Source organism: Spirosoma jeollabukense, assembly GCF_054777855.1.
Genome location: NZ_BAAHAD010000001.1, coordinates 1,696,489 through 1,710,472, shown reverse-complemented (window position 1 = coordinate 1,710,472; position 13,984 = coordinate 1,696,489). Strand labels below are relative to the sequence as shown.

The window sequence follows — 13,984 nt, the reverse complement described above, 5'->3', positions numbered from 1 at the left end:
GATGGCTAAGTTAACGAAAAAACAAAAGGAAGCTCAATCGAAATACGACGCTGCCAAAGAATACTCGCTGCAACAAGCGGCTGAAATTCTGAAGGAAATTTCGTATACTAAATTCGACGCTTCCGTGGATATTGACGTTCGGTTAGGCGTTGATCCGCGTAAAGCCGACCAAATGGTTCGTGGCGTTGCTACGTTACCACATGGTACGGGTAAAACGGTTCGCGTTCTGGTGCTCTGCACCCCGGACAAGGAGAACGATGCGAAAGAAGCGGGTGCTGATTTCGTGGGTCTGGACGACTACATCCAAAAGATCGAACAAGGCTGGACGGACGTCGACGTGATTATCACGATGCCGAGCGTCATGGCTAAAGTTGGTCGGTTGGGTAAAGTACTGGGTCCACGTGGTCTGATGCCAAATCCGAAATCGGGTACGGTTACTCCCGACGTAGCAAAAGCTGTTCGCGAGGTGAAGGCCGGTAAAATCGACTTTAAAGTCGACAAACAGGGCGCCATTCACACCAGTATTGGTAAAGTATCGTTTACGCCAGAAAAACTGGCTGAAAACGCGCAGGAAATCATGGCCACATTAATGCGTCTGAAGCCTTCATCGGCTAAAGGTACGTATGTGAAAACGATCAGCCTGTCGAGCACGATGAGTCCGGGAGTAACGATTGATAAAGGCACAGTAGCCGGAATTTAAGCCATGAAGCGCGAGGACAAAGGAGCAATTATTGAGGAATTGACTGAAAAGTTTCAGTCGACTCCCTTCTTCTACATCACGGAAGCCAATGGCATGACGGTTGCTGAAACCAACAATCTCCGTCGGATGTGTTTTGACCGGGGTATAGAGTACAAAGTGGTGAAAAATTCGTTCATCAAAAAAGCACTCGAACCTCTCGATACGGATTATACGCCGTTCAACGACACGGTGCTGCATGGTCAGTCAGCGGTGATGTTTCACCCTGATAATGGCAAAGCGCCGGCAAAGCTTATTAAGGAATTTCGTAGAACGAGTGACAAGCTGCAATTGAAGGCTGCGTCGATCGACTACAGCCTATTTATTGGTGCTGACCAACTTGACACGCTCATCGCACTGAAGAGCAAGGAAGAGTTGATTGGCGAAATCATCGGCCTGCTGCAATCGCCTGCCAAAAACGTCATTTCGGCGTTGCAAGGTGGTGGCAACAAATTGGCCGGTATCCTCAAAACGCTGTCGGAGCGCGAGGAAGCAGCTTAATTTTCCGGCATCTATTGTTCAATATTGTATCACAATCAAATTAAGAAAATACTACAATGGCAGATTTGAAAGCGTTCGCGGAGCAGCTTGTAAGCCTGACAGTTAAAGAAGTTAACGAGCTAGCTACCATCCTGAAGGATGAGTATGGTATCGAGCCAGCTGCTGCTGCTCCAGTAATGGTAGCTGGTGGCGGTGCAGGTGCTGATGCTCCGGCTGCTGTCGCTGAGAAAACGTCGTTCGACGTTGTTCTGAAGGCGGCTGGTGCTGCTAAACTAGCTGTCGTTAAACTGGTTAAAGATCTGACAGGTCTGGGTCTAAAAGAAGCCAAGGAATTGGTTGATACAGCACCGAAACCAGTAAAAGAAGGTGTAAGCAAAGATGAAGCTGAAGCCCTACGTAAGCAGCTTGAAGAAGCTGGTGCTGAAGTAGAGGTTAAGTAAGCAGATAGCTCTTTCGCATATTACTCCAGATAGGGGAGGCCAGACCGACGTCTGGTCTTTTCCTGTTTGGAGACTTTTTGTCTAAGCTATTGCAAAAGACAAACTTATTTTTATTGCATTATGTTGTCTATTTACGCCCCTTGGGTCGGGTGACACCCGGGGTCTCAATAGCCGCTTAGTCCGAGTGCCGTGGCAAATCTTCGCAACGCACTCATTGAGAATCGGTTACGCAACTAAACGAAGCACAATCTTGGCTACAAACGCGAAAATCAGTACGCGCAAAAATTTTGCGACGATTCAGCCAGTGATTGGGTATCCAGACTTTCTGGATATTCAAGTTAAATCCTTCAAAGACTTTTTTCAGCTTGATACGCCGTCTAACCAACGGTCGGAGGAAGGGTTGTTCAAAGTTTTTCAGGAAAATTTTCCTATTTCAGACTCCCGCGAAAATTTTAAGCTGGAGTTCATTGATTACTCGGTCGATCCACCGAAGTACTCAGTCGATGAGTCGATCGACCGGGGACTGACGTATTCGGTTCCTTTGAAAGCTAAACTGCGCCTATCGAACAATGATCCTGATAACGAGGATTTCGAAACGATCGAGCAGGAAGTATTCTTAGGCAACATTCCGTATATGACCGAGAAAGGCTCGTTTGTCATTAACGGAGCGGAGCGGGTGATTGTTTCTCAGTTACACCGTTCGCCGGGTGTGTTCTTCTCGATGAGCAAGCACACTAATGGGACGAAACTTTACTCTGCGCGGATTATTCCGTTCAAAGGGTCCTGGATCGAGTTCTCGACGGATGTAAACAATGTCATGTATGCGTACATTGACCGGAAAAAGAAATTCCCGGTAACTACGTTGCTACGTGCCATTGGCTTTGGTTCGGATAAAGACATCCTGGATCTGTTCGGTCTATCGGAAGAAGTGCCCGCAACGCCTGCCAACCTGAAAAAGGCTATTGGCCGTCGGTTAGCTGCTCGGGTGCTACGTACCTGGACAGAAGATTTCGTGGATGAAGATACCGGTGAAGTTGTGTCGATTAGTCGGAACGAAGTCCTTTTGGAGCGGGATTCGGCTATCTCGGCAGACGACATCGATGTCATTACGGAGTCGGGTCAGAAATCGGTCATCCTGCACAAGGAGGACATGAATATGGCCGATTACAACATTATTTATAATACGCTGCAAAAAGATAGCTCCAACTCTGAGAAAGAGGCTGTGGAGCAAATCTATCGCCAGCTACGTAATGCCGATGCGCCTGATGAACAAACCGCTCGTGAAATTATTCAGAGTCTATTTTTCTCAGATAAGCGGTATGACCTTGGCGATGTAGGCCGTTACCGAATTAATAAAAAACTGGGTCTTGACATTTCGTCGGACATGAAGGTATTGACTACAGAAGACATCGTGTCGATTGTGAAATACCTGATCGGTCTGATTAACTCGAAAGCCGTTGTTGATGATATTGACCACTTAAGCAACCGGCGTGTTCGGACAGTAGGTGAGCAATTGTACGCTCAGTTCGGTGTTGGTCTGGCCCGGATGGCGCGGACGATTAAAGAACGGATGAACGTTCGGGATAATGAGGATTTCAAGCCTGTTGACCTGATTAACGCTCGTACGCTATCGTCTGTAATCAATTCGTTCTTCGGTACGAACCAGTTATCGCAGTTCATGGACCAGACTAACCCGCTGGCTGAAGTGACGCACAAGCGTCGGATGTCAGCGCTGGGGCCGGGTGGTCTATCGCGCGAACGGGCTGGTTTCGAAGTTCGTGACGTACACTATACACACTACGGTCGTCTATGTACCATCGAAACGCCGGAAGGACCGAACATCGGACTGATTTCATCGCTTTGCGTTTATGCTAAAATCAATAGCATGGGCTTCATCGAAACACCGTATCGGATTATCGAAAACGGTAAAGTATCGATGGATAAGCCAGTGATGTACTTAACGGCTGAAGAGGAAGATACACACTATATCGCTCAGGCGAACGCAGGTATCGACAAAAAAGGAAACTTTACGGTCGATCGCCTGAAAGCTCGTTTTGAAGGTGACTTCCCAATCGCTGATCCGCAGAACGTAACGTTCATGGATATTGCTGCCAACCAAATTGTGTCGGTAGCCGCGTCCATGATTCCGTTCCTTGAGCACGACGATGCCAACCGGGCCTTGATGGGCTCGAACATGCAACGTCAGGCCGTGCCGCTGCTACGTCCCGAGGCTCCAATTGTGGGTACGGGTCTAGAAGGCCGTGTCGCTGTTGACTCACGGACGCTCGTAATTGCCGAAGCGGATGGTGTTGTTGAATTTGTTGATTCAACCAAAATTGTTGTTCGCTATAGCCTCGAAGAAGATCAGCTTGCTACTACGTTCGATGAAGATCGGAAGACCTACAAGCTGATTAAATTCCGCCGTACTAACCAGGATACTTGCATCAACATCAAGCCAACCGTGCTGAAAGGCCAGAAGGTAAAGAAAGGTGATGTATTGTGCGAAGGTTATGCAACACAGGCTGGTGAATTAGCCTTAGGTCGGAACATGAAGGTTGCCTTCATGCCCTGGCAGGGTTATAACTTTGAGGATGCTATCGTGATTTCGGAGCGTGTTGTGCGCGAAGATATTTTCACATCGATTCACATCGAAGAGTTTGAACTGGAAGTACGTGATACGAAACGGGGTGAAGAAGAATTAACGTCTGAAATCCCGAACGTAAGCGAAGAAACCGTTCGTAATCTTGATGAAAGCGGTATTGTTCGAGTTGGTACGGAAGTAAAAGAAGGGGATATTCTGATCGGTAAGATTACGCCAAAAGGCGAAAGCGATCCGACACCGGAAGAAAAACTTCTCCGTGCCATCTTCGGTGATAAAGCGGGTGATGTGAAAGATGCGTCCAAGAAAGCACCACCATCCCTGAAAGGCGTTGTGATTGATACCAAGTTGTTTGCGCGTCCGGCCAAAGAAGATCGGGGTAAACACAAAGACGAGGTTAAAGCACTGATGAAGAAGTACGGCCGTGAGCTGAACGACTTCCGCGCCCGGATGATTGAAAAAATCGTGCCATTGCTGGATGGTAAAACCAGCGCAGGTGTCAAGCATAAGTTTGGTGACGAGCTTGTTAGTAAGGGAGTGAAGTTTAGCCGTAAGAACATTATGGAAAACTTGTTCCCAGACCGCAATGCTTATCGGGATGAAAGCAGCTATGCCGTTCCGGAAGAAGCTAACCTACTGGCTGACGTAATTCTGGAAGGCTGGACGGACGACGATAAATTGAACCAGATGGTTGTTGCTTTGGTGAAAAACTACAACAATCGTCGGAGCGAAATCACAGGTAAGTTCAAGCGTGAACGGTTCACACTTGAAGTTGGTGATGAGCTCCCAGCAGGTATCGTCAAACTGGCTAAAGTTTATATCGCCAAAAAGCGTAAGCTGAAAGTAGGGGATAAGATGGCTGGTCGTCACGGAAACAAAGGGGTTGTGGCCCGTATTGTTCGTGATGAAGACATGCCGTTCCTTGAAGATGGAACGAAAGTGGATATCGTCCTGAATCCGCTTGGCGTACCGTCCCGGATGAACCTGGGTCAGATTTATGAAACTGTACTGGCTTGGGCTGGTCAGAAACTTAACCGTAAGTACGCTACGCCGATTTTCGACGGAGCAACAGAACAGCAGGTTGCCGATGAGCTGAACGAAGCAGGTTTGCCTTCATTCGGCCGGACCTATCTGTACAATGGTCTGACGGGTGAACGTTTCGATCAACCTGTAACGGTGGGTATCATTTACATGCTCAAACTCGGTCACTTAGTGGACGACAAGATGCACGCCCGTTCAATTGGACCTTACTCGCTCATTACACAGCAGCCGCTGGGTGGTAAGGCGCAGTTCGGTGGTCAGCGATTTGGTGAGATGGAAGTGTGGGCATTGGAAGCTTTTGGTGCTGCCAACATCCTGCAGGAAATTCTTACCGTAAAATCAGATGACGTGGTCGGTCGTGCGAAAGCATACGAAGCTATCGTGAAAGGTGAAAACCTGCCGAAGCCGAATATCCCAGAGTCGTTCAACGTACTTGTTCACGAGTTACGTGGTCTGGCCCTTGAAATTACATTAGAATAAAAAATAGTTTACGGTTTACAGTTTACAGTTTTCAGTTGTGCGAAGCGGTCATGCGTCAGCCAACCGAAAACTGTAAACAGCCAACTGAAAACCTCACTATTAATCTCCAACCAATGTCGTTCAAAAAGAACAAGAAACTCAACAGCGACTTTGCCAGCGTAACAATCAGCTTGGCATCGCCGGAGTCTATTTTGGAGAGTTCCTACGGCGAAGTGACACAGCCGGAGACAATCAATTACCGGACCTACAAACCCGAAATGGGCGGCTTGTTCTGCGAGCGCATCTTCGGGCCCGTGAAGGACTGGGAGTGTCACTGCGGCAAGTATAAGCGGATACGCTACAAAGGCATTATCTGTGACCGCTGCGGTGTGGAAGTAACCGAGAAAAAGGTTCGCCGGGAGCGAATGGGCCACATCGAACTGGTGGTGCCTGTTGCGCATATCTGGTATTTCCGCAGTCTGCCGAATAAAATTGGTTATCTGCTCGGTCTTTCGACAAAGAAACTCGATCAGGTTATCTATTACGAACGCTACGTAGTCGTGCAGCCTGGCGTAAAAGCCGAAGATGGTATCAATCAACTTGACTTCCTGACGGAAGACGAGTACCTGGACATTATCGACAAACTGCCGAGCAGCAACCAGCACCTCGACGACAAAGACCCTAACAAATTCATCGCGAAGATGGGGGCCGACGCGTTAGAAATGCTGTTGTCGCGCGTTCAACTGGATGAGCTGTCGTATTCACTACGTCACTCAGCCGCTACGGATACGTCGCAGCAACGCAAAGCTGAAGCCTTAAAGCGGCTAAAAGTAGTTGAAGCGTTCCGTGAAGCCAACGGCCGTATTGAAAACCGTCCTGAGTGGATGGTGATCAAAATGGTACCGGTGATTCCGCCCGAACTGCGTCCGCTCGTCCCGCTGGATGGTGGCCGGTTTGCTACGTCCGATTTGAATGACCTGTATCGCCGGGTTATCATTCGGAACAACCGTCTGAAACGGCTTATCGAAATCAAGGCACCTGAAGTAATTCTCCGGAATGAAAAACGGATGTTGCAGGAAGCCGTTGATTCGCTGTTCGACAACTCACGTAAGGTAAACGCCGTTCGTTCGGAAGGTAACCGTGCGCTGAAGTCGTTGTCAGACATGTTGAAAGGTAAGCAAGGCCGTTTCCGTCAGAACCTGCTTGGTAAGCGTGTCGACTATTCAGGTCGTTCGGTTATCGTCGTTGGTCCTGAATTGAAACTGCACGAGTGTGGTCTTCCGAAAGACATGGCGGCTGAATTGTTCAAGCCGTTCGTTATCCGGAAACTCATCGAGCGGGGGATTGTGAAAACAGTGAAATCGGCGAAGAAAATCGTTGATCGAAAAGATCCTGTTATTTGGGATATTTTGGAAAACGTATTGAAAGGTCATCCTGTATTGCTTAACCGGGCTCCAACATTACACCGGTTAGGTATCCAGGCGTTCCAGCCGAAACTGATCGAAGGGAAAGCTATTCAGCTTCACCCACTCGTTTGTACGGCTTTCAACGCTGACTTTGACGGTGACCAGATGGCCGTTCACGTACCACTGGGACAGGAAGCTGTTCTGGAGGCATCGTTGCTCATGCTAGCCTCGCACAATATCCTGAACCCGGCCAACGGTGCACCGATTACGGTACCGTCGCAGGACATGGTATTGGGTCTATACTACGTAACAAAAGGTCGTAAGAGCATTCCTGAGTACCCAATTGCGGGCGAAGGCATGACCTTCTATGGTACCGAAGAAGTTATTATTGGTATTAACGAGGGCAAAGTTTCCAAGCACGCGAATATCAAGTGCCGGGTGCGCCTTCGGGACGAAAGCGGTGAGTTGGTTTATAAAGTAATTGACACCGTAGCGGGTCGGTTGTTGTTCAACCAGGCTGTTCCGGAAGAAGTTGGTTATATCAATGAACTACTGACCAAGAAGAAACTGCAGCAAATTATTGCGCTTATCTTCAAAATTTCAGGTGGTGCCCGGACAGCTCAGTTCCTTGATGATATTAAAGAACTTGGTTTCCAGATGGCGTTCAAAGGCGGTCTGTCTATCGGTTTGAGTGATGTCATGATTCCTGAAGCAAAACAGGGTCTTGTCGACGAAGCTAAAGCTGAAGTTCAGGCTGTTTGGGACAACTACCTGATGGGTCTGATTACGGAAAACGAACGCTACAACCAGGTTATTGACATCTGGACGCGTGTGAATTCCCGGCTGACCGAGACGCTGATGAAGCAACTCGAAGCGGATCAGGGTGGTTTCAACTCGATCTACATGATGATGCACTCGGGTGCCCGTGGTTCCCGTGAGCAGATTCGTCAGTTGGGTGGTATGCGTGGTCTTATGGCTAAACCGCAGAAAAACCTGCAAGGCTCTGTCGGTGAGATTATTGAAAACCCAATTCTGTCGAACTTCAAAGAAGGTCTTGACGTGTTGGAGTACTTTATCTCGACCCACGGCGCTCGGAAAGGTCTGGCTGATACCGCTTTGAAAACGGCCGATGCGGGTTACCTGACCCGTCGTCTGCATGACGTAGCCCAGGATGTTATTATCAGTGAGGATGATTGTGGTACGCTGCGCGGCCTGCAAGTATCGGCTCTGAAAGATAATGAAGATATCGTTGAGCCACTTTCGGAACGGATTCTGGGCCGGACAACGGTTCATGATGTTTATGATCCGCTCACGAAAGAGTTGATTGTCGCTTCTGGTGAATTAGTAACCGAAGAGGTTGCTGCCCATATTGACGAAACCAGCATTGAAACGGTCGAAATCCGGTCGGTATTGACATGCGAATCACGTCAGGGTGTGTGTGCCAAATGCTACGGTCGTAACCTGGCATCGGGCCGCATGGTCGACATCGGTGAAGCGGTGGGCGTAATTGCCTCGCAATCAATTGGTGAGCCAGGTACACAGCTAACCCTGCGTACTTTCCACGTGGGTGGTACGGCCTCTAACATTGCGGTCGATGCGTCGATCAAAGCGAAATTCGATGGTCTGATCGAACTTGAAGAAATGCGGACGGTTGATTCAGAAGATGCTGAAGGAAATCCGTTGACGATTGTTATGGGTCGCTCGGGCGAAGTTCGGATTGTGAATCCAAACGATCGCAACGTAGTACTAATCAGTAACAACGTACCATATGGCGCATTCCTGCGGGTGAAAGATGGTGATATGGTGAAGAAAGGCGACGATATCTGCGCCTGGGACCCTTATAACGCTGTTATTCTGTCCGAATTGACGGGTACTTTGTCATTCGATGCGATTGAAGATGGTATCACCTACCGCGAAGAGTTTGATGAACAAACAGGCTTCCAGGAGAAAGTAATCATCGAAACGCGTGATAAAGCGAAAAACCCGGCCATTATTGTTCAGGGTACAACAACGCTGACACTTCACCTTCCCGACAACGAAGGTGGTCCATTACAGAAGAGTTACAACTTACCTGTTGGATCACGTCTGGTCGTGAAAGAAGGGCAGAAAATCAAGGCTGGTCAGCCGCTAGCGAAAATTCCACGTAACGTTGGTAAAACTCGTGACATTACGGGTGGTCTGCCACGTGTAACGGAATTGTTTGAAGCCCGGAACCCGTCGAACCCTGCTGTGGTAAGCGAAATTGATGGTGTTGTTACGTACGGCGCTATCAAACGGGGTAACCGCGAAATCTTCATCGAGTCGAAAGATGGCACGAAGAAGAAGTATCTCGTACCTCTGTCAAAGTTTATCCTTGTACAGGATAACGACTTCGTGCGGGCTGGTGCTCCGCTGTCTGATGGTGCTATTACTCCGAGCGACATTCTGGCCATCAAAGGTCCGACGGCCGTTCAGGAGTATCTGGTGAACGAAATTCAGGAAGTATACCGCCTGCAAGGGGTGAAAATCAATGACAAGCACATCGAAGCCATTGTTCGGCAGATGATGCAGAAAGTTGAGATCATCGATTCTGGCGACACGAACTTCCTCGAAGGTCAAGTGGTTGACAAATGGTCTTTCCGTGAAGAGAACGACAAAGTTCTTGATGCTAAGGTTGTTATGGATGCCGGTGATTCGCCAAACGTTAAACCAGGTCAAATTGTAACGAGTCGTCAACTACGCGATGAGAACTCAAGCCTGAAACGTCGTGATATGGCCCTTGTGACCGTTCGCGACGCCATGGCAGCCGTTTCACAACCAACGCTGATGGGTATTACTCAGTCGTCGTTAGGTACGGACAGCTTCATCTCGGCAGCCTCTTTCCAGGAAACGACGAAAGTGTTGAGCGAGGCTTCGATTCGTGGCAAGCGCGACGTACTCGACGGTCTGAAAGAAAACGTGATCGTTGGTCACCTGATTCCAGCCGGTACGGGTCTGCGTCATTACCAGAACGCGATTGTTGGTTCGAAAGAAGAACTGGAAGTTGTTACGGAATCACGCGAGCAGTTTGCCCGAAGCAAAAAGCGGGCGACGGTCTAAGCGTCGAATCTAAAGTGAATAGTAAAATGCCCCGGTCAGAAATGGCTGGGGCATTTTTTGTATGATACAATAGGTTAGTAGTTAGTACGTGAACATCGCTACAAGTGTTTCGCAAATTTTTTGGTTAATAGTATGATCCAACTGTCCAAGCTTCTTCACTAAACGCGATTTATCAACACTTCGGGCTTGGTCTAGTGTTACCTGACCTTCTTTGCCGTCAAAGTGGCAATCAACTCGCGTTGGATAGGGCTTGCGAGTGCTTGTTAAAGGGGCAATTGTGACAGTATTTAGATAGCGATTAACTGAATCAGGCGAGATAATAATGCAGGGGCGTGTTTTCGCAATTTCGCTGCCCCGTGTTGGGTCTAAAGTAACCAGCCATACGTCAAAACGATCAACTACCACTGCCATTCGCTTTGATCAAAATCGTTAGATAGGTTATCAAACAAGTCACTCTCCGGTTTGTGACCAGCTTCAATAGCTTCTTGAAATTGTTTGTCCCAGCCCGTACGCGGATTTGATTTCACAGGACGAAGAACAATTGCACCATCTATTACCTTTAATTCAACCTCATTTTCGATGCCTGCTTGTTGAAGCAAAGGCCGAGGGATAATGATACCTTGCGAATTGCCAATACGTCGAATGTGAACATGCATAATCAGCCAGTGAGTTATAACAAAGGTATAACTAAATAACTGCAATCACCCGTTGAATAGTTTAGGCTGCGTATAATTTTGGTGCTATAGAGCAACTTCTCCAATGACAGACTAATGCATTAGCTCATCGAAGGTAATACTAACGTAGTATAACCCGCCAATTTGAGCCAGGCCATACCCTTGTGCGTAATAATTGTTCAGAATATTTGTGCCTCCAAGCTTAATAATCGACTTGACGGAGGGTACTTTGTAGGATACCTGTGCATCCAGGCTCGTCCAGGAAGGGAGCCAGACATCACCCGCCGTGATTCCCTGTTCATACCACATTCGATCGGTCCATCGATACGTAATGGTAGCCCCAAGGCGTTCGGTTATCCGCGGGTTGCTTAGCGTAATGTTATACCGATTTTCAGGAGTATTGAAGAAATTACGACCCAACTGTACAACTTCGGGGTTGCTTATCTTACGCTTAACAACAGGCGCACCTGCCAGGTCATTACGTATCGCTCCCCGCGCGTCGTGTAACGTGATCAAGCCAATCTGATGCGTGTAATTTCCACTTATTGAGAAGCCTTCGCCCAATCCGTACTCTAGTCCAATGCCAGCACCCCGTATAAAAACCTCATTATTACTATTGACATTGACTTGCAGGGTCCTGTAATTCGTCGGCGTCAGGAGGGCCGTTGCACCGCCACCCGGTGTTAACAATTGGTATTCTGCTTGGGGAGTAATAAGATCGGTATAGCGACTGGCAAAGTAAAAGGCATCGACGTAGAATTTATTTTTAATCAGTGATTTATAACCAACTTCCCACGTGCTGATCTTTTCCGTCGTAAACTGGTTTGGATCGACAACAAACGGACTTGGGGATGTAGTGGTTGTGTTTGACTGATAAGGTGTTGTTTCTGCTTGTAAGTAACCAGGATTACTCACCAGACCCGCACCGCTGTAGGCCACCGATGATCCACCCACTTCACCGCTTGCAGCAGCCGTAGGAATCAGAAATAATTGCTCTGGCGTGGGATTTCGGAAAGCTGTCTGCCAGGAAGCCCGAAAATTATGTACACCAAGGCTGAGCACTGCCGACACACGGGGCGTTAATCCGCCTTTTAGATACTGGTTTTTATCGTAGCGTACCGCTATGGTTGGCTTGAATGTCACCTCTTCATCCAGACCAAATTCTTTTGAGGCCTGGATGTAAGCGCCTACTTCATTAATCGTGTACTCCGAACCATCGGTTTTTCGAGAGAACAACGTACCACCAGAGGCTAGGGTGTAGTGCCGAAGACTGGCACCTGCCATTACGTCGGCTACCTGGAGTAGGTTTTTGAAAGTATACATCCCTTCGTAATGCCATAGCTGTGAGTTATCGCGGAAACGTCGTCCTCGTGCAGCGGTTGAACCGGGAATGAAATCAGTGTTGTACGTATTGGCATACGTATCACGAACTGTATTAAAGGAAGTTGAGCCGGGCAGATAACGACCCCGATCGGACTCAACGCGGGCCTGACCAATGCTGACTTTGTTTTCGACGTAACTCTGCCCAAATTCTGCAGCCCACTGTCCGAGCGATTTCCAGGTGTTGTTGATGACTGTCGCTACTTGTCCAATGTTCCATCCATCGGCTTTTTGCTGGGTTGTGTAGGCCCGCAGGAAAAAAATGTCTCCGCGTATTTCAGCCTTGATCTGGTGGCGCTGGTAATCTGGGAAATACTCGCGGTAATTATTGGTGCGGATAAAATTGCCATTTCCATAATTCCAGCTTAGAGAGGCCTCGATATCATCTGACAGTTTGTAATGGAGTGCTACGTTCGCGCGATTGTTAAAGACCTTGCCTTTGTTGCCTATCACGTCGAGTTCATTATAACCCGTTCGCGTTACGAACTTGTTGTTTAACAGTACGTTGGCGTAATTGGCAGGGTACTTAAACGCCCCCCCGCTATTGATGTCATCGCCATATACGTTGACGCCATCATACTCAAAATTTATAGTAGCGTTCGTAATGGGTGCGTACCCGATACCGGTAGCAATACCCCCCCGACTGGCATCGGTAATGAAAAAACTGGTTCGGGCACTCGTTGACCGGTCGCTATAATCGTCGGCGATGAAATCAGTGCCGTCTATGCGCTGAAAACTGACTTTAAACGCCATTCGCTCACCGAGTTGTTTCGCATAACGTACCGATAGGTCGGTGTATGGCTTCGACCCGAAATTTGCCTTTCCCACATTGTTGACGCCACCTTTCATTTGCACACTTAACCCCTGATACGTAAAGGGATTCTTGCTCGTAGTGAGCATCATGCCCTGCATGGCATCGGGTCCATAGAGAGCCGACGACGCACCCGGAACCAGCTCAATACTCTCAACATCTAAATCCGGAATTCCCGCTACGTTCCCGAAACCGAACCCTAAACCTGGTGAGCGGTTATCCATGCCGTCCGTTAGTTGCAGAAACCGGGTGTTATTGTTGGAATCAAATCCACGCATATTGACCGACTTAAACGTCAGACTCTGCGTTAGAAAATCGACACCTTTTACGTTCTGAAGTGCATCGTATGGGCTAATGGCTGGCGACTGCTGGAATTGCCGTACTCCAAGTTTCTCGACGGATATAGCCGTTGTCTTGATATCCTCCGGTACGCGGCTGGCCGCTACAACCACCTCATCGGTTAGGATAGATTCGGGTGAGAGTTCGACAAGGATACGACGAAAGTTATTACCACGAACCATTACATTCTCCTGATGGTGGCCAATGTATGAAATGGTAATTGGGAATGGTAAAGCAGCTGTGGATTGAAGCGCGAAGTGTCCGTCGGCTTGGGAAATAGTCCCTTTACTGGTCCCTTTAATGATGATAATTGCGCCCTCTAGTGGTTGCCCTTTTTGATTTGTCACTATCCCTGCCAGGTTGAGTTGCGCCCGGCCAGGTAATGCACATAATAACGCAAGAGCTACAAATAGAAGATGTTTTCTCATAGTTGGATACCTTGATAGATTAACACATCAAGGAAGGTAAATGCAAAGATTGTAAAAAAGCAGAAGCTGTTTACGTTAATATTACTAACGTA

The 13,984-nt window shown here is 48.2% G+C and carries 8 protein-coding genes; 5 read left to right on the top strand and 3 right to left on the bottom strand.

The window, feature by feature from the left end; translation table 11 throughout:
• Position 1 precedes the first annotated feature (1 nt).
• The 5 genes from rplA to rpoC all read left to right on the top strand — a co-directional run bounded on the left by rplA (position 2) and on the right by rpoC (position 10,260).
• Entirely contained in the window at positions 2–700 is a 699-nt protein-coding gene (gene rplA, locus ACYVEA_RS06920; RefSeq protein ID WP_093832242.1) for a 50S ribosomal protein L1, read from the top strand.
• 3 nt (positions 701–703) lie between these two features.
• Positions 704–1,237, top strand: coding sequence for a 50S ribosomal protein L10 (rplJ, locus tag ACYVEA_RS06915; RefSeq protein ID WP_093832244.1), 534 nt, complete (start codon positions 704–706; stop codon positions 1,235–1,237).
• A gap of 56 nt (positions 1,238–1,293) precedes the next feature.
• Entirely contained in the window at positions 1,294–1,677 is a 384-nt protein-coding gene (gene rplL, locus ACYVEA_RS06910) for a 50S ribosomal protein L7/L12 (protein ID WP_093832246.1), read from the top strand.
• Between the two features lie 250 nt (positions 1,678–1,927).
• Positions 1,928–5,797, top strand: a complete 3,870-nt coding sequence (rpoB, locus tag ACYVEA_RS06905) for a DNA-directed RNA polymerase subunit beta (protein ID WP_461112633.1) — start codon at positions 1,928–1,930, stop codon at positions 5,795–5,797.
• A 113-nt stretch (positions 5,798–5,910) separates the two neighbouring features.
• Positions 5,911–10,260, top strand: a complete 4,350-nt coding sequence (gene rpoC, locus ACYVEA_RS06900; RefSeq protein ID WP_461112632.1) for a DNA-directed RNA polymerase subunit beta' — start codon at positions 5,911–5,913, stop codon at positions 10,258–10,260.
• 81 nt (positions 10,261–10,341) lie between these two features.
• Here the strand turns inward: rpoC and ACYVEA_RS06895 are convergent, their stop codons facing one another.
• From ACYVEA_RS06895 to ACYVEA_RS06885, 3 genes are all read right to left on the bottom strand, one after another.
• Complete coding sequence (locus ACYVEA_RS06895; RefSeq protein ID WP_461112631.1) at positions 10,342–10,671, bottom strand: type II toxin-antitoxin system PemK/MazF family toxin; 330 nt, start codon at positions 10,669–10,671, stop codon at positions 10,342–10,344.
• A complete protein-coding gene (locus ACYVEA_RS06890) occupies positions 10,659–10,916 on the bottom strand; it encodes an AbrB/MazE/SpoVT family DNA-binding domain-containing protein (RefSeq protein WP_461112629.1) in 258 nt (85 codons plus the stop codon). Before ACYVEA_RS06890 ends, ACYVEA_RS06895 begins: the two co-directional genes overlap by 13 nt.
• Positions 10,917–11,027: 111 nt before the next feature.
• The gene (locus ACYVEA_RS06885) at positions 11,028–13,892 is read right to left on the bottom strand and encodes a TonB-dependent receptor (RefSeq protein ID WP_461112627.1); all 2,865 of its coding nucleotides are present in this window, start codon (positions 13,890–13,892) and stop codon (positions 11,028–11,030) included.
• Positions 13,893–13,984 lie beyond the last annotated feature (92 nt).

Coding starts and splice junctions, on each gene's coding strand:
- rplA (WP_093832242.1), top strand. CDS start 2: ATGGCTAAGTTAACGAAAAAACAAAAGGAAGCTCAATCGAAATACGAC.
- rplJ (WP_093832244.1), top strand. CDS start 704: ATGAAGCGCGAGGACAAAGGAGCAATTATTGAGGAATTGACTGAAAAG.
- rplL (WP_093832246.1), top strand. CDS start 1,294: ATGGCAGATTTGAAAGCGTTCGCGGAGCAGCTTGTAAGCCTGACAGTT.
- rpoC (WP_461112632.1), top strand. CDS start 5,911: ATGTCGTTCAAAAAGAACAAGAAACTCAACAGCGACTTTGCCAGCGTA.
- ACYVEA_RS06895 (WP_461112631.1), bottom strand. CDS start 10,671: ATGGCAGTGGTAGTTGATCGTTTTGACGTATGGCTGGTTACTTTAGAC.
- ACYVEA_RS06890 (WP_461112629.1), bottom strand. CDS start 10,916: ATGCATGTTCACATTCGACGTATTGGCAATTCGCAAGGTATCATTATC.
- ACYVEA_RS06885 (WP_461112627.1), bottom strand. CDS start 13,892: ATGAGAAAACATCTTCTATTTGTAGCTCTTGCGTTATTATGTGCATTA.